At 71.8% G+C, this 15,980-nt stretch carries 15 protein-coding genes and 1 pseudogene; 10 read left to right on the top strand and 6 right to left on the bottom strand.

Translation table 11 applies throughout. From position 1 onward, the window contains the following. Positions 1 to 101 precede the first annotated feature (101 nt). Positions 102 to 1,355 carry a lipopolysaccharide biosynthesis protein gene (locus ACRDSK_RS10810; protein WP_431440016.1) on the bottom strand — a complete coding sequence of 418 codons (1,254 nt, stop codon included), beginning with the start codon at positions 1,353 to 1,355 and terminating at the stop codon, positions 102 to 104. A gap of 152 nt (positions 1,356 to 1,507) precedes the next feature. Between ACRDSK_RS10810 and ACRDSK_RS10805 the strand changes: the two genes are divergently transcribed. From ACRDSK_RS10805 to ACRDSK_RS10795, 3 genes are read left to right on the top strand one after another with little or no spacing between them, the layout of a single operon-like run. After that, positions 1,508 to 2,659, top strand: a complete 1,152-nt coding sequence (locus tag ACRDSK_RS10805; protein ID WP_431440014.1) for a serine hydrolase domain-containing protein — start codon at positions 1,508 to 1,510, stop codon at positions 2,657 to 2,659. A gap of 51 nt (positions 2,660 to 2,710) precedes the next feature. Then, complete coding sequence (locus tag ACRDSK_RS10800) at positions 2,711 to 4,384, top strand: hypothetical protein (RefSeq protein WP_431440012.1); 1,674 nt, start codon at positions 2,711 to 2,713, stop codon at positions 4,382 to 4,384. 4 nt (positions 4,385 to 4,388) lie between these two features. Continuing rightward, a complete protein-coding gene (locus ACRDSK_RS10795; protein WP_431440011.1) occupies positions 4,389 to 4,577 on the top strand; it encodes a hypothetical protein in 189 nt (62 codons plus the stop codon). Between the two features lie 90 nt (positions 4,578 to 4,667). Here ACRDSK_RS10795 and ACRDSK_RS10790 read toward each other — a convergent pair whose 3' ends face one another. Continuing rightward, on the bottom strand, positions 4,668 to 5,423 hold the full coding sequence (locus ACRDSK_RS10790; RefSeq protein WP_431440009.1) for a class I SAM-dependent methyltransferase: 756 nt from the start codon (positions 5,421 to 5,423) through the stop codon (positions 4,668 to 4,670). Between the two features lie 18 nt (positions 5,424 to 5,441). Beyond that, positions 5,442 to 6,554 carry a glycosyltransferase family 4 protein gene (locus ACRDSK_RS10785; protein WP_431440006.1) on the bottom strand — a complete coding sequence of 371 codons (1,113 nt, stop codon included), beginning with the start codon at positions 6,552 to 6,554 and terminating at the stop codon, positions 5,442 to 5,444. A gap of 138 nt (positions 6,555 to 6,692) precedes the next feature. Between ACRDSK_RS10785 and ACRDSK_RS10780 the strand changes: the two genes are divergently transcribed. After that, positions 6,693 to 7,388, top strand: a complete 696-nt coding sequence (locus tag ACRDSK_RS10780; protein ID WP_431440004.1) for a class I SAM-dependent methyltransferase — start codon at positions 6,693 to 6,695, stop codon at positions 7,386 to 7,388. 4 nt (positions 7,389 to 7,392) lie between these two features. Here ACRDSK_RS10780 and ACRDSK_RS10775 read toward each other — a convergent pair whose 3' ends face one another. After that, a complete protein-coding gene (locus tag ACRDSK_RS10775; RefSeq protein ID WP_431440002.1) occupies positions 7,393 to 8,430 on the bottom strand; it encodes a DUF3068 domain-containing protein in 1,038 nt (345 codons plus the stop codon). Positions 8,431 to 8,608: 178 nt separating this feature from the next. Between ACRDSK_RS10775 and ACRDSK_RS10770 the strand changes: the two genes are divergently transcribed. Then, positions 8,609 to 9,328 (top strand): 4'-phosphopantetheinyl transferase family protein, encoded by a 720-nt coding sequence (locus tag ACRDSK_RS10770; RefSeq protein ID WP_431440000.1) that lies wholly within the window; start codon positions 8,609 to 8,611, stop codon positions 9,326 to 9,328. Between the two features lie 14 nt (positions 9,329 to 9,342). Here ACRDSK_RS10770 and ACRDSK_RS10765 read toward each other — a convergent pair whose 3' ends face one another. Together ACRDSK_RS10765 and mihF are read right to left on the bottom strand one after the other, a co-directional pair. Beyond that, the gene (locus ACRDSK_RS10765) at positions 9,343 to 10,497 is read right to left on the bottom strand and encodes an isochorismate synthase (protein WP_431439998.1); all 1,155 of its coding nucleotides are present in this window, start codon (positions 10,495 to 10,497) and stop codon (positions 9,343 to 9,345) included. Between the two features lie 152 nt (positions 10,498 to 10,649). Further along, positions 10,650 to 10,961, bottom strand: coding sequence for an integration host factor, actinobacterial type (mihF, locus tag ACRDSK_RS10760; protein ID WP_431439995.1), 312 nt, complete (start codon positions 10,959 to 10,961; stop codon positions 10,650 to 10,652). Between the two features lie 268 nt (positions 10,962 to 11,229). Here mihF and ACRDSK_RS10755 point away from each other — a divergent pair, with 268 nt between their 5' ends. The 5 genes and pseudogenes from ACRDSK_RS10755 to ACRDSK_RS10735 form a co-directional block, all read left to right on the top strand. Next, a complete protein-coding gene (locus ACRDSK_RS10755) occupies positions 11,230 to 12,864 on the top strand; it encodes a long-chain fatty acid--CoA ligase (protein ID WP_431439993.1) in 1,635 nt (544 codons plus the stop codon). After that, the gene (locus tag ACRDSK_RS10750) at positions 12,861 to 13,268 is read left to right on the top strand and encodes a PaaI family thioesterase (protein ID WP_431439990.1); all 408 of its coding nucleotides are present in this window, start codon (positions 12,861 to 12,863) and stop codon (positions 13,266 to 13,268) included. Before ACRDSK_RS10755 ends, ACRDSK_RS10750 begins: the two co-directional genes overlap by 4 nt. 111 nt (positions 13,269 to 13,379) lie before the next feature. Next, complete coding sequence (locus ACRDSK_RS10745) at positions 13,380 to 13,943, top strand: PadR family transcriptional regulator (RefSeq protein WP_431439988.1); 564 nt, start codon at positions 13,380 to 13,382, stop codon at positions 13,941 to 13,943. A 40-nt stretch (positions 13,944 to 13,983) separates the two neighbouring features. Then, a complete protein-coding gene (locus tag ACRDSK_RS10740) occupies positions 13,984 to 15,264 on the top strand; it encodes a C39 family peptidase (RefSeq protein WP_431439986.1) in 1,281 nt (426 codons plus the stop codon). A gap of 15 nt (positions 15,265 to 15,279) precedes the next feature. Further along, positions 15,280 to 15,980 (top strand): annotated as a pseudogene (locus tag ACRDSK_RS10735) (gamma-glutamylcyclotransferase); the annotation flags it as partial.

Below are 15,980 nucleotides of genomic sequence, written 5' to 3'. Positions count from 1 at the left end.
TCGCGTTCGGCGCCGCGGCGTTGGCGTGCGTTGTAGCGGTGATCGGGCGGCTGCTCGACCACGGGCAGCAGTGGGCCTACGGATGGTTGGCGCAGTCGGCGCTACTGCTCGCCGTGGCCGCGGTCGTCTCGTCCTGCGTGGACTGGTTCGACTCGCCGAGACCGGATCTCGATGACCGCGCCGGCAACGACGAGCAGGCTCGTCGCGATCGCGGCCGCGGTGACCACCTGAGTCAGTTCGTCGTTGAGCCAGACCGAAACCAGGACGATCTCGACCGCGACCGCGAGCCAGATCAACACCGTTGACTTGCGGTCCGCGCTCGCGATCCGCGAGAACAGCAGGATCTGCACGAGCGAGAGCATCGAGCCGACGAGCGCGAACGGCCAGACCGGGATGTCGGCGTTCGCATAGTCCTGGCCGCCGATGATCCCGATGATGGTCGACCCCATGGCCGCCGCGCCGAGCACGACGACGGCGTCCAGCGAGGCGCAGATGGCCAGCGCGCGCGGGACCATCCGCCGGCGCCCGTCCTCGCTCGCGAGCTTGGGCAACACGAGGATCGCGACCGCCTGCGGCAGCCAGTAGGCGATCTTGGTGACGATCGCGCCGACCGCGTACTCGCCGGCGTCGTGGGCCGGCAGGTGGTGGCGCGCGAGGACCAGGTCGAGGTTGACCAGCAGCACGAGCGCGAGCATCGCCTGCACCGCGTGCAGGACCTCGCCGACGTGGCCCTTGTGGTGTCGCGCGGGCCGCGGCCGCCCGCAGACAACCCAACCGGCGAACGCGACGACCGCCGCGCCGATCGCGGTACCGGCGAGCGCCCCGGTGGCGCTGCGGAAGACGACGAGGCCGATGACCGTGCCGCCGATGCGCCCGACCGCCTCGAACGCGAGCATCCCGGCCAGCGCCGTGAACCGCTGGGTGCCCTGCAGGACGCCATAGGACAGGCCGATCATGGTGATGGACGTCAGCGAGACGCCCACGAGAAGCGCCGGCCAGACGTCGTCGAGGTGCAGCAGCGCCATCAGCAGCGGCGCGCTGCCCAGCGCCACGGCGGTGATCGTCCCGCTGGTGGCCAGGCCGAGCGAGTACAGCTGCCCGGTGTCGCGTGTGGACAGTTGACCCCGCTCGCGGATCCGCGCGACCCGCAGCGCGGCGACGGTCTGCAACCCCATGGCCGGCACGGCGCCGACGACCAGGACCGCGAGCAGCGAGCTGAGCTCACCGAAGCTCGCGGGCACGAGCAGCCGCGCGGCGACGACGTTGAGCAGGTACGAGGCCGCCTGAAGACCGGCGACTCCGACCGAGACGAGGAGCGCGGCGACCCGAACCCGTTCGGACACTCCAACAGCCACGAGCGCCTCCCGTTACTGGCGGGTAGGAATGCGACTGTAGCCGAGCACGGCGAGCCCGAACACCCGCAGGAAGAGGGGATCCGGCCGATCCGCGATGAGTTTCTGTCGGTCCGGCGGTCTACCGTGCGAGCGCACCGGACCGGAGGTGGACCATGGCTGACCTGCGAACCGTCCTCGACGACCACGTTCGCGACGGCTCGATGCCCGGCGCGGTGGGCCTGGTGGCCCGCGGCGACCTGGTCGAGCTGGCCGTCGTCGGCGACGCCGAGGTCGGCGGCGCCCCGATGGCCCGGGACTCGATCTTCCGGCTCGCGTCGCTCACCAAGCCGATCACGGCCGCCGCGGTCATGGTGCTGGTCCAGGACGGCCGCCTGGCACTCGACGACCCGGTCGCGAAGTGGCTGCCGGAGCTCGCGCACCCGCGGGTGGTCGCCACGCCCGCGAGCCCCGTCGACGACACGGTCCCGGCGGCCCGCCCGATCACCGTGTTCGACCTGCTCAGCTCCCAGGCGGGATACGGCTTCGCGGCCGACATGTCGCTGCCGGCCGTCCAGCGGCTGGGAGCGGTGCAGCGCGACGGCCGTGAGCCGCAGGCCTTCCCGCCGCAGGACGACTGGCTGGCCGAGCTCGCCGAGGTGCCGCTGCTGTACCAGCCGGGCGAGTCGTGGCTGTACGACACGTGCTCGGCGCTGCAGGGCGCGCTGGTCGCCCGGGTCCGCGGGTCGCTGCCGGACTTCGTGGCCGAGCGGGTGCTCGAGCCGCTGGGCATGGTCGACACCGGCTACTTCGTGCCGGCCGGCAAGCTCGACCGGTTCACCGCCTACTACCGCCACGACGCGGCCGGCGCACTCGATCCGGCCGACGCGCGGGACGGCCAGTGGAGCTCACCGCCGGCGTTCCCGCTGGGCTCCGGCGGCATGGTCGGCACCGTCGACGACTGGCTCGCGTTCGCCCGGATGCTGCTCGCCGGCGGCGTCGGGCCGGGCGGGCGGCGCCTGCTGACAGAGGAGTCCGTGCGCCTGATGACGACCGACCACACCACCCCGGCCCACCGCGAGATCGGCGGGATGTTCCTGGACGGCCAGGGCTGGGGCTTCGGCGGCTCGGTCGACCTCGGGCCCGGCGACCCGTGGCACGTGCCGGGCCGCTACGGCTGGGTCGGCGGCACCGGCACGTCCGCGCACATCGTCCCGGCCACCGGCACCGCGGCGATCCTGGGCGTGCAGGTCGCCGTGGACGGTCCCACCCCGCCCACCTGGTTGTTCAGCTTCTGGCGCTACGCGGCCGGCACCGGCGGAGGCTAGCCTCTCGTCCACGCGAGACCACGCGAGACCACAGCCGACCGCTGGAGGCCGATGACACAGGACCTGTCGCGCAGCCTGCCTCGCCGCGTGCTGCTGCCCGGGGTCTGCCTCGCGATGGCGGTCGCCGTGCTGGCGCCCCTGTTCGGGCGGGGGTTCGTGCTCGCCTACGACATGGTGTTCGTGCCGCGGCAGGACCTGCTGCCCGCCACCGTCGGGCTCGGCCCGGGGCTGCCCCGGGCGGTGCCGGCCGACGCGGTCGTGGCGCTGTTGACGCACGTCGTGCCGGGCGACCTCCTCCAGCAGCTGGTCCTCGCCGCCGCGCTCTTCGCCGGGCCGCTGGGCGCCGGCCGGTACCTGCGGGACCACCCGCTCGGCGTCCAGGTCGGCGTCCAGATCACCGCGGCGGTCGCCTACGGGTGGAGCGGCTACGTCGCCGAGCGGCTGCTCATCGGGCACTGGCCCTACCTGCTCGCCTACGCCTGTCTGCCCTGGATCGCGCACGCCGCCCGCGACCTGCGCACGCCGCGGCGGGTGGCGGTGCTCGTCCTCGTCAGCGCTCCGGCGGTGCTCACCCCGACCGGCGGGCTCCTCGCCGCAGGCGTGGCCATGGTGTGCGGCGGCCCGCGCCGGCTCTGGCTCACCGCGTCCGTCGCCCTCGTGCTCAACGCGCCCTGGTGGGTCCCCGCGCTCCTGCACCCGGGCGGCGCGCTGTCCACCGAGTCCGGGGTCGACGCGTTCGCCGCCCGCGCGGAGAGCTGGGGCGGCGCGCTCACCAGCCTGCTCGGCCTCGGTGGCATCTGGAACGCCGAGGTCGTCCCGGCCAGCCGGACGAACCCGGTGGTGCCCGTCCTCGTCCTCGCCATGGTCGCCGTCGCTGTCGTGGGCATGCGCCGGCTCCCCCGCCCGCTCGTCCTGCTCGGCGTCGCCGGCCTCGTGCTCGCGGCCCTGGGCGGCACTCCCGTGCTCGGCTGGGTCGTCGCGCACGTGCCCGGCGCCGGCCTGCTCCGCGACTCGCAGAAGTGGGTGGCCTGGTGGGCGCTGCCGTTCGCGCTCGGTTTCGCGCTCGGCGTCGGGCAGGCCGCCGACCTGCTGCGGCGAGGACGTAGAGCACTGCTCGTGGGCGCCGCGGTCGTGCCGATCGCGATGATGCCCGACCTCGCCTGGGCCGCGTGGGGTCGCCTCGCGCCGGTCGACTACCCGGACGACTGGGCGCGGGTTCGCCAGATCCTCGAGACCAGCCCGCACGAGGGCGACGTCGTCGCGCTGCCCTTCGGCCTGTTCCGCCAGTACGGCTGGAACGGCGGGCGCACCCAGTTCGACCCCGCGCCGCACTACCTGCCGCGCACCACGGTCGTCGACGACACCCTCGTGGTCGGCGGCCGGCCGGTCCCCGGGGAGGACCGCCGGGCCGCCGCCGTGCGGGAGGTGGTCACCGAGGGTGGCGATCTCACCGGGCTCGGCATCGGGTTCGTGCTGGTGGAGCACGGCACGCCGGGTCGGATCGAGGAAAACCTGCTGGATCCCGACGAAAGGATCTACCAGGGCAGATGGTTGGACCTGTATCAATTGGGCAGACCGGTGACACCGGATCGGACCGCCAGGCCACCGACGGCGCCCGTCGTCGCGGCCGACGTGTTAGCACTTGCGACCATCACGCTGGGCTTGTTGTGGCTTGTGTTACCGGCCGGTAGCCTGAGGCGGTCCAACACTCGGACTCGGGAGTAGTGACGTGGGAAAGCTGGTCGGCGCAATCGCATCCGTTTTGGTCGGGCTCGCGCTCGCGACGGGAGTCGCGGTCGCAGTGTCGTCGGCCTCGGCACCGGACAAGGGCGTCAACCTGGAGGACCCGGCCGCCCCGAACGGCGCCGCGGACACCAAGTCCGGCGGCTCGGTCAACTACGGCTCCGGCACGCCCTGACCGGGGCGGCGCGCTCGTGCGCCCTGGTCCCTCGCCAGATCCTGTTCAATGCGGCGCGTTCGCGCGCCTGATCAGCGCGGCGCGCGCTGATCACTCGGCAGGTCGTTCACCCTTGACTACGAACCGGGTCGACCGCCAGTGCGTCGACCGGTCGTCGACGGTCCGCGTCGCGGCCACCGAGCCGCCCGCCGCGGCCACCACCGAACGCAGCCTCGACGGCGCGTAGCGGGTCATCCGCATCGGCGCCGGGTAGCGCAGGAACTTCCGCTGCGCCAACCTGATCAGCCAGCCCGGCGCCAGCCGCCACACCGTGCCCTTGAACGTCCACAGCGGCCGGGTCGTGCACTGCAGCAGCGCCACCCCGCCCGGCGCCAGCACGCGGACGAACTCCGCCAGGTAGCCGTCGATCACCGGTTCGGGCAGGTGCTGCAGCACGAGCTCGGAGTAGACGAGGTCGAACGAGCCGGCGGGGAACTGGCGCAGATCCTGGCTCTCGTTCAGCACGAACGTGCAGCGCCCGGAGGCGTCGAGCTGCCGCGCCTGCTCGAGCATCGGCGGCGACACGTCGACCCCGACCACCTCGTCCGCGTGCTCGGCGAGGGCTTGGGTCAGGCGGCCCGCGCCGCAGCCGAAGTCCAGCACCCGGCCCCACCGCGGCCCGACGCCGAGCTCGTCGAGCCAGGCCGCCGAGGCCGCGACGTCGGCCCGGCCCGTGTCGAGGAACTGGTCGGGATCCCAACGGCCGCCGCGCTTGTCCGCGGCGACGTACACCGCCCAGAGCGGGTCCTCCTCACCGAGGCGGACCCAGTCCCGGCGCACACCGTCGAAGCTGTCGTCGTGGCTCACCCGTGTCATTGAACGCGACTACAGTCCCGCGGTCTCGACGAGTACCGCTTCGAGCTCGGCGACGCTGCGGTCCCAGGCGAACGAACCCGCCCGCTCGCGGCCCGCCTCGCCCATCGCCTCGCGCGTCTCTTCGTCGGCCAACAGCCGGTCTACGTGGGACAAGAGGTCGTCGAAGTCGTCCGCCAGCAGGCCGGTCTCGTGGTCCACAATGGACTCCGCGACCCCGCCGGCGCGGCGGTAGGCCACCGACGGCACGCCGTGCGCGGCCGCCTCCATGATCACGATGCCCCAGCCCTCCTTCACCGACGGGCACAGGTGCACCCAGGAGCGGGCGAGGATCTCGTGCTTGTCCTGCTCGTCCACGTAGCCGTGCAGCGTGACCCGGTCCCCGACGTCGCGCAGCTCGATGTGCCGGCTCAGGTTGTCCAGCCACCAGCCGTGGCCGACGACCTCCAGCCGCAGCTTCGGCCACCGGTGGGCCAGCCGCGCCACGACGTCCACCGCGTGCTCGACGCGCTTGTGCGGCACCACCCGGCCGACCACGACCAGCGTCGGGTCCCGGTCGCGCTCGGCGCGCACCGGCGGCGCCACGTCCAGCCCGTTGCGCACCACCACGGTCCGCGAGGTGGCCACGCCGAGACCGGCGAGCTCACGGCGGGTCTCGTCGGAGACGGTGAGGTAGCGGCAGTTCCGGTAGAGCAGCGGGGCGACCCGCGACTCGATCCACCAGCCGATCTTGCCGAGGACCGGCCCCAGGACCGCCGACCACTGCTCGCGGTGCACGTGGTGCACGAGCACCAGCACCGGGCAGCGAGCCACCAGCCGGGAGAAGAACGGCATGCCGGCCTGCACGTCGACGACCACGTCCGGCCGTAACCGCAGGACCGCGAGCATCGCGAACAGGTACACGCCCCACCGGCCACCGCGGCGGCGGAAGCGCACGCCCTCGATCACCTCGTCGGCCGGGCCGTTCACGTGCGCCGCGCACTGGACGGTCACCCGGTAGCCGCGTCTCGCGAGGCCCTCGGCCATCCGCTCGACGTAGCGCTCGGAGCCACCGCCTTCCGGGTGCTTGGTGTCTCGCCAGTTGACGAACAGCACCGCCGGACGGGTGTCGCGTTCGCGGCCCATGAAATCTCCGCATCGCAGGTGATAGGTTACCGGCCGGTACAGTGCACCAAATGAATCATGAAAGCGATACCCCCAATGGTAGGTAGCGACACACGAACCGATTCAGTAAACGCGCGCGAAGCTACTCTGAGCAGATCCGTGCGGCTGTTCCGCGCATTCCTCAAGGAGCAGTCCGACCCGGATCACTTCTACCAGATCCTGGCCACGGACTCGGTGCGGCAGATTTCGGAGTACGCCCCGCTGGACGGCCGGCTCGTCCTCGATGTCGGCGGCGGCCCGGGCTATTTCGCGGACAGTTTCCGGGCAGCCGGCGCGCATTACGTCGGCATCGACCCGGACGTCGGCGAGCTGTCCGCGCGGGGCGAGCCGGCGGCCGGCATGATCCGCGCCAGCGGCACGGAACTGCCTGTTCAGAGCGATTCCGTGGACGTCTGCTACTCGTCGAACGTGCTCGAGCACGTCGCCGACCCGGCGGCCATGCTCGCCGAGATGGTGCGCGTGACCAAGCCCGGGGGAACCATTTTCGCGTCATTCACGCCGTGGTTCTCACCATGGGGCGGACACGAGACGGCGCCCTGGCATTTCCTCGGCGGTCACTATGCGCGACGCCGATACATCCGGCAAAACGGACAGGAACCGAAGAACCGGTTCGGCGAGAGCCTGTTCGCGTTTCGAGTCGGCACGGCAATACGCTGGGCGCGCCGTTGCGAGCAGGCCCGAATGGTGCGTGCGCTGCCCCGTTACCACCCGTGGTGGGCGACGTGGATCGTGCACGTTCCCATGCTACGGGAAATTGCCTCCTGGAATCTGGTACTCGTACTCGAAAAGGTGTGAGCGGCTATCTCGCCGCGCCGGCCGGCTGGCGGCGCAGCGGCGGGTCGAACCCGTGGCGGCCGCCGCGCCGGTAGCCGGCGATCAGCATCAGCACGCCGACCACGGTCAGGATCGCGCCCGCGACCCACATCGCGACCGGCCACGACGTCAGCAGGCTGAGCTTGGACATGTTGTCCTGGGCCTTGGTGACGTTGTCGTTGATCGTCGTCTCGTTGAACCGCAACGTGCCCTGGAAGACGATGGTGCCCTCGCCGGGATCCTGACCCTCGGTGAGCAGCTCCTGCTTGCCCTCCTGCTGGCCGACGACGACGATCCCGGTCTCCGGCTCGACCCACACGGTCCGCTTGACCTGGTAGTACACCTCGGCGTCGACGCTGGGCTCGTCCTCCTGGTCGACGAGCGAGCCGGGCACCTCCCGGTCGGCGATCTTGGTCGGCGGCACCGCCATCACGTACCGGTACGTGTTGACGCCCTGGATGGTCTCCTCGCCGTCGAACCGGGCGTCGACCGGCTCGCGCACCGACAGGTCGTAGAACTTGTAGTCCCGCTTCTCGGTGCCGAACGGGAACTTGAAGGACAGGCCGGGCTGCTGGACCGTGTTGCGGTCCGCGGTGATCCGCTTGCCCTGCTCCTCCTCGATGAACTGGCCCTCGCACGGCGCGACGGCCTCGTTGCTGTGCCGGTCGATGCACAGCGAGCGCACCGACGCGTCGACCACGATGCCGGTCGCGTCGTCGGTGGTCCTGGTCGCCTCGACGTACACGGCCACGTCGCCGTCCTCCTCGACCTCGGGCTGGGTGAGGTCGCCGGTGACGTACGTGGTCGACGTGAGGCTGAGGTTCTGCCGGATCTCGGGCACCGGGGCGCCGTCCTCCGTGCGGATGATGAGCGCGGTGATGCCGTCGCCCTCGGATACCGACGTGGACTCGTTGTCCAGCGGGATCTTCGCGAGCTGCGGGTAGGCGTAGAAGCGCAGCAGCAGGCCGAGCGCCACCGCGAACACCCCGAGTCCCAACAGGATGAAGCTGATGATCCGGCGCAACGGACCTCCCCGGTGAGGATGCGACAACAGTCACAGTGTGGCCGATAAACTACCCGACAGTAACCTGTTCGCAAGCACTAACCCGAGTAGTCCACCGCACGATGCAAACGCTTGCGCCAGATGGCGCAACGCCCGGGTCGACTGGTCGCCGGGACGTGCCACGAGCGATGATCGCACCATGCGATGCGACGTGTGGTGGGCACGGCCGGCGCCGGCGACCGAGCGCCTGCTGGCGATGCTCGACGGCGTCGAGCGTGAACGGTACGGCAACTACCGTCAGGAGATCGACCGGCTGCGCTTCCTGACCGGCCGGGCACTGATCCGCACGGTCGCGGGCCGCCAGCTCGGCGTCGAGCCGGAGCGGGTGGTGCTGGACAGCAGCTGCTACGACTGCGGCAAGCCACACGGCAAGCCGCGGGTGGTGGTCGGCTCGTCGCCGGCCGCCGCGCCCGAGGTGTCGATCTCGCACTCCGGGTCGCTGGTGGCGCTCGCGGTGGTCGACGACGCGCCGGTCGGTGTCGACGTGGAGCAGATCCGCACCGCGGAGGTCGACGACCTGGCCCGGATCGCGTTCTCCCCCACCGAGCGCGCGGCGTTCGGGGCGCTGCCGGACAGCGATCGGCAGGGCGCGTTCTTCACCTACTGGGCGCGCAAGGAGGCCGTGGTCAAGGCGACCGGCAAGGGCATGTCGGTCGCGATGAGCGCGTTCACCCTCTCCGCGCATGACGTCCCGCCGCGCGTCCTCGCCTCCGGAGTGTCCGAAGTGGACCCAGCGAGCGTGCGCCTGGCGGACCTCGCCCCGAGCCATGACTACCGCGCGAGCGTCGCCGTCCTCGGCGCCGACGCCATCACGGTGACCGAGCAGGACGCGGACCCGCTGCTCGAGGCGCTCGGCTGAGGTGCGCGTTCGGGTCAGGTCGGGATCGCCGGCAGGCCCATCGCGCGCAGCAGCGTGCGGAACTTCGCCGAGGTCTCGGCCAGCTCCAGGGAAGGCTGCGACGCGGGCATGATGCCGGCGCCGGAGTACAGCGTCATCGTCGAGCCGGCACCGGGCGTGGGCTCGGCGATCTCCGCACAACGGATGGCCACGACCCACTCGCCGTCGCCGGCCGCGTCGCACCAGCCGATCGCGCCCGCGTAGTAGCCGCGGTCGAACGGCTCCAGCTCAGCGATCGCGTCCTTCGCCCGCCCGAACGGACGACCGCACACCGCCGGCGTGGGGTGCAGCGCGCAGGCCAGCCGCAGCGAGGAGATACCCGGGTCGGCGAGCTCGGCGGCGATCCGCGTGGACAGGTGCCACACGGCGGACGTGCCGACCAGCGACGGCTCCGCCGGCACGCTCAGCGTCCGGCAGAACGGCCGCAGCGCCTCGACGACGGCGTCCACGACGACCCGGTGCTCCTCGAGGTCCTTCGCCGACGCCGCCAGCTCCGCCGCCGCCTGCCGGTCCAGCTCCGGGTCGGCGTGGCGCGGCATCGAGCCGGCGAGCGGGTTGCACACGACCGCCTGGCCGGTCCGCGAGAGCAGCATCTCCGGCGTGGCGCCGACGAGCGTGCGCCGGCCGGCACCGGCGGGCAGGTCGACCGCGTAGGTGTACCCGGCCGTGTTGTCCGCGGCGAGGTTCGCCAGCAGCGGGGCCATGTCGACCGGGCCGGCCGTGTGCACCCGCAGCGCCCGGGCCAGCACCACCTTGTCCAGCTCACCGGCCCGCAGCCGGGTCACGGCGGTGGCGACGGCCCGCTCGTACTCGGCCGGCGCGGGTACCGGGACGACGTCGACGCCGGCGGGCACCGGGCGGCCGGCGCGGGTCGGGCGCAGCGGACCGGACCAGCACGCCTCCCGGGGCAGCACGACGTGCGGCGCGGTACCGCCGGCACTGTCGAAGGGCAGGGCGCCGACCGCGAGCGGGGCGTCCGAGTCGACCAGCAGCTTCGTCACCTGAGCGGACAGCTCGTCGGGGTCCGGCTCGGTGACCACGGTCCGCGCGCCGGTGGCGAGCAGCGCGCGTCGCGGGGAAGCGAGGAGGAACGAGCCGGGTCGGTAGTCCGCGATCAGCCCAGAGGTCACGTTTTCATCATGCCCATGCCGGTGCCCCCGAAAACCCATCCAGGGCGGGAGATTTTGAACACGTTCAGACGGGCCTGGACGGCCCCTGGACAGCAGCAGGGCCCGCCGGCAACCGGTTGAACCGGCTGCTGGCGGGCCCTGACCTCGGGAAACTAGTTGAGCGCGTCGATCAGTGCGGCGCGCTGGCGGTCGCCGAGACCGGCGGCGCGCCGGTCCGGGTCGATGCCGGACTGCTCCAGCAACGCGGCCACCTTCACCGCACCGAGGCCCGGTACGGCCTTGAGCAGCGCGGCGACCTTGGTCTTGCCGATCGTCTTGTCGTCCTTCGCACGCCCGAGCACCGACGCGATGGTCTGCTTACCGGACTTGATCGACGCCAACAGCTCGGACCGCGCCTTGCGCGCCTCCGCAGCCTTGGCCAGCGCGTCGGCGCGCTGCTCTGGAGTCAACGTGGGCAGAGCCACCGTGATGATCCTTCCTTGCTCGACTGCTGGCTGTTCCGCGACCGACAACGCCCAGGTCAGAACCGGAGCGCTCCCCCGCGGTGCCGCGGACCAGTAAACACATCAACTCCTCAGAACATACGCGCGACACGCGCAGACTTCTCGGCGAAACCGCAGGTGACACACATTCTGGGGAGCTGATACGCAGCGTCACCCATGTCCAGATGTGGCATTCCGGCACTACTGTTCCGGCCAAGACGCCACGAGTGACCAGGGAGCTTGAACAGCGATGTTGGGCACGATGCAGGACGGTCAACTGTCCATCGCCAACCTGTTGCGCCACGGCAGCCGAGTGCACGCGAACGCCGAGGTCGTGACGTGGACCGGAGAGGGTTCGCGGCGCGCCACCTTCGCCGACGTCGCCCGCGAGACGGCCCGGCTCGCGCACGCGCTGCGCGGCCTCGGTGTGACATCCGACCAGCGGGTCGGCACGTTCATGTGGAACAACAACGAGCACCTCGTCGCGTACCTCGCGGTGCCCTCGATGGGCGCCGTGCTGCACACGCTCAACATCCGACTCTTCCCCGAACAGCTGACGTACGTGGCCAACCACGCCGAGGACCACGTGGTGCTGGTGGACGCGACGCTGGTGCCGCTGCTCTCGAAGGTCCTGCCGACCTTCGAGACGGTCAAGCACGTGGTGGTCGTCAACGGCGACGCGGGCGCGCTGACCGCGCCCGAGGGCGTCACCGTGCACTCCTACGCCGACCTGCTCGCCGACCAGCCCGACGAGTTCGACTGGCCGGCCGTGGACGAGAACTCGGCGGCCGCGATGTGCTACACGTCCGGCACGACCGGGGACCCGAAGGGTGTCGTCTACACCCACCGGTCGATCTGGCTGCACTCGATGCAGGTGTGCATGACCGACTCGATGGCACTCTCGCAGGAGGACCGGGCACTGGTCATCGTGCCGCAGTTCCACGCGATGTCGTGGGGGCTGCCCTACGGCGCGCTGATGGTCGGCGCGTCGCTGATCATGCCGGACCGGTTCCTGCAGCCCGAGCCGCTCGCCGCGATGATCGCCGCGGAGAAGCCGACGATGGCCGGCGCGGTACCGACGATCTGGCAAGGCCTGCTCGCGCTGCTGGAGCAGAAGCCGCAGGACCTCGCGCCGCTGCGCCGGGCCGTGGTCGGCGGGTCGGCGTGCCCGCCGGCGCTGATGACGGCCTTCGACCAGCTCGGCGTCACGATCATCCACGCGTGGGGCATGACCGAGACCTCGCCGCTGGGCAGCCTGTCGCACCCGCCGGCGGGCCTGGCGCCGCAGGACGCGTGGGAGTACCGGATCCTGCAGGGCCGCTTCCCCGCGTCGGTCCGCGCGCGCCTCATCGACGACGACGGCAACGAGCTGCCGTGGGACAACGAGGCGGTCGGCGAGCTCGAGGTCGCCGGGCCGTGGGTGACCGAGTCGTACTACCGGGTCGGCGCGGGCGAGGAGGGCGCGGAGAAGTTCCACGACGGCTGGCTGCGCACCGGCGACGTCGGCGCGATCACGCCGGACGGCTTCCTGCGGCTCACCGACCGGTCGAAGGACATCATCAAGTCCGGCGGCGAGTGGATCTCCTCGGTGGATCTGGAGAACCAGGTGATGGCGCACCCCGCGGTGGCCGAGGCGGCGGTGATCGGCGTGCCGGACGAGAAGTGGTCCGAGCGCCCGCTGGTGGCGGTCGTGCTGGCGGAGGGCAAGTCGGCCACACCCGTCGAGCTGCGCGAGTTCCTCGCCGCGAAGGTCGCCAAGTGGCAGCTGCCGGAGAACTGGGCGTTCATCGAAGAGGTGCCGAAGACGAGCGTCGGCAAGTTCGACAAGAAGCGGCTGCGTGCGGCGGTGGCGGCGGGAAAGATCGACATCGCGCACCTCTCGTGACGGACCCGAGCGCGGACGCCACGGCCTCGCTGCACGAGATGGTCCCGTTCGCCGGGACGCTGGGCATCGAGATGCTCTCGTCGGCTCCGGCCGAGGTGCGGGGCCGGGTGGCGTGGGCGGAGTCGCTGTGCACGGTCGGCGGCGCGCTGAACGGCGGCGTACTCATGGCGTTGGCGGACAACACCGGTGCGCTGTGCGCGTACCTGAACCTGCCCGACGGCGCAGGCGGCACGACGACGATCGAGTCGAAGACCAACTTCCTTCGCGCGGTCCGCGACGGCCACGCGACGGCGGTCTCCCGGCCCATGCACGTGGGCCGCCGCTTCGTGGTCGTCGAGACCGACGTGGTCGACGACGAGGAACGACTCGTGGCGCGGGTGACCCAGACACAGGCGGTGCTCTGAGCGGCCGCGTGCGCTCGCGCGGGGCGACTCGTGCGAGTGAGGCCGTCAAGACCCGAAGGGACTAGACCAAACGGGCGACAACCAACCAACTGGATCGGTATCGTCGCGCCCGTGCCGGACCGAGGGAACGCGCGCGACAGGAGGCGCAAGCTCAACGCGACGTCCTACGTCGTGCTCGGCATGCTCAGCAGCGCCCCCGCGACCAGCTACGACCTCAAGCAGTGGGTCGCCAACACCATCGGCAACTTCTGGGCCTTCGCCCACTCTCAGCTCTACGACGAGCCGGCCCGCCTCGTCGCCGACGGGCTCATCAGCGAGACCGTCGAGGAGGGCGGCCGGCGCCGGCGCACCTACGAGATCCTCCCGGCCGGCCGCGAGGCGCTGCACGAGTGGCTCAGCGCCCCCTCGACGGACCAGACCGAGGTCCGCGACCTCGGCCTGCTGAAGCTCTTCTTCGCCGACCTCGGCGAGCACGCGGACGTGCTGCGCCTGGCCCGCGACCGGCACGAGTCGCACAAGGCCCGCGCGGACAGCTACACCGAACAGCGCGAGGAGATCGTCGACTACGCGGACCGCTGGCAGGTCAAGACGATCGAGCTCGGCATCCGCTACGAGCGCTGCGTCGAGCAGTTCTGGGCCGACCTCATCGCGGAGCTCGAGGAGGAGCAGTCGTAAGCTGTTTACTTACCGCGCGCCAAGGGTGAAAATCTTCACCATGCAGCTCAAGGCCCTCACCCTGCTGGCCGTCCTCGCGCTGACGATCTCGGCGCTGCCCTCGGCGGCCGCGGCCAACCCAGCCCGATCCGACGACGCGCCGGTCGACTTCCACGAGTGGCGCTCGAACCACGACTTCCGCACCGGCAAGGCCGAGGGCCTGCGCCCCGGCCGCGGCGGCCTGGTGATCGGCCACCCCGCCGGCACGGTCGAGCACACCGAGCCCGACCTCGGCACCACGCGGACCTACGAGTACGGCACGTGGACCTCGCCGGCGTACCGGCACGGCTTCGACGCCACGCAGCTCGTCGCATCGTGGAACGCCGAGACGCCCGAGGACACCTGGCTGCGGGTGGAGATGCGGGGTCGCACCGCCACCGGCGCGACCGCCTGGTACACGATGGGCCGCTGGGCCTTCGGCGACAGCGACGTGCTGCGGACCTCGGTGCCCGACCAGAGCGACGCGAACGGCCGCGTCGACGTCGACACGTTCGTGGCCGCCGCCGGCGTGACGCTGCGCTCCTACCAGCTGCGCGTGACGCTGTACCGCGAGGCCGGCAAGAAGGTGACGCCCACGCTGGCCATGGTCGGCGCGATGACCTCGGCGATCCCGGACCGGTTCACCGTGGCGCCGAGCCCGCCGGCCGGCGCGTGGGGCCGCGAGCTGCCGGTGCCGCGGTACTCGCAGAACATCCACATCGGCGAGTACCCGGAGTACGGCGGCGGCGGGGAGGCCTGGTGCAGCCCGACGTCCACGGAGATGGTCGTGGAGTACTGGGGCCGCGGGCCCAAGGCCGACGACCTGGCCTGGGTCGACCCGTCCTTCGCGGACCCGAGTGTGGACCACGCGGCGCGGTTCACCTACGACAAGGACTACGACGGCACCGGCAACTGGCCGTTCAACACCGCGTACGCGGCGAGCTTCGGCCTGGCCGCGCACGTCACCCGGCTGGGCTCGCTCGCCGAACTGGAGCGCTACATCCTCGCCGGCGTCCCGGTGATCACCTCGCAGTCGTTCCTGGAGTCGGAGCTGGACGGCGCCGGCTACGGCACCGCCGGGCACCTCATGGTGGTCGTCGGCTTCACCGCCGACGGCGACGTGATCGCCAACGACCCGGCGTCGAGCAGCAACGACGCTGTGCGCAACGTCTACCAGCGCGAGCAGTTCGAGAACATCTGGCTGCGCACCAAGCGCTACGACGCGGACGGCGACGTGGCCAGCGGCTCGGGCGGCATCGCCTACGTCATCGCTCCGGTGGACAAGAAGCTGCCTCGGGGTTGACCTAGCGTTGGTCGGGTGACATTCGCCGACGAGCAGTACCCGGCGCTGCCCTATCCCGGGGCCCGGCCGCCGTGCTCGTTCGTGCACGAGGACGCCACCGGCCATCCGCTGCGGGCCGACCACTCGGCGCTGTCCGGCTGGCGGCTCGCCGCCGGCGCGGACCTCGACGACTGGCTCGCCGACCGGGACGCGGCGCCGCTCGCCGACCGGGTGGCGCTGCTCTGCTACGGCTCGAACGCCTGCCCGTCGAAGCTGACCTGGCTGCGCGACACGCTCGGGATGCCCGGCCCGGCGGTGCTGTTGCGTGCCCGCTGCACCGGCCTCGCCGCGGTGTGGGCGGCCGGGCTGCGGGTCGTCGACGACCAGCGGCCGGCCACCCTCGCCGCCATGCCGGACGTGTCGGAGCACCACGCGGTGTGGCTCGCCACCCCGTCGCAGCTCGCGGTGCTCGACCGCTGCGAGGGCCGGGCCGGTGTTGCTGGCAACCGGTACCGGTTGGCGTACGTGACCACCGGCGACGTCCGCCTGGAGGACGGCACGCACGTCGAGGCACCGCTCGCCTACGTCGCCAACGAGCGCAGCGACAGCGCCCGCACCGTGCGGTACCCGCTGCTCGTCGAGGGCCGGCCGGTGCGCTGCGCGTCCGTGCCGCAGGCGGCGGCCGCCGCGCTGACCGGCGAGCCGGCGGCCGGCGACGGGCTCGCGCTGCGGGTGGT

Source organism: Actinophytocola sp., assembly GCF_050699915.1.
Taxonomy (GTDB): Bacteria; Actinomycetota; Actinomycetes; order Mycobacteriales; family Pseudonocardiaceae; genus Actinophytocola.
This window is presented reverse-complemented; position numbering and strand designations above follow the sequence as displayed.

Coding starts and splice junctions, on each gene's coding strand:
- ACRDSK_RS10805 (WP_431440014.1), top strand. CDS start 1,508: ATGGCTGACCTGCGAACCGTCCTCGACGACCACGTTCGCGACGGCTCG.
- ACRDSK_RS10800 (WP_431440012.1), top strand. CDS start 2,711: ATGACACAGGACCTGTCGCGCAGCCTGCCTCGCCGCGTGCTGCTGCCC.
- ACRDSK_RS10785 (WP_431440006.1), bottom strand. CDS start 6,554: ATGGGCCGCGAACGCGACACCCGTCCGGCGGTGCTGTTCGTCAACTGG.
- ACRDSK_RS10770 (WP_431440000.1), top strand. CDS start 8,609: ATGCGATGCGACGTGTGGTGGGCACGGCCGGCGCCGGCGACCGAGCGC.
- ACRDSK_RS10755 (WP_431439993.1), top strand. CDS start 11,230: ATGTTGGGCACGATGCAGGACGGTCAACTGTCCATCGCCAACCTGTTG.
- ACRDSK_RS10740 (WP_431439986.1), top strand. CDS start 13,984: ATGCAGCTCAAGGCCCTCACCCTGCTGGCCGTCCTCGCGCTGACGATC.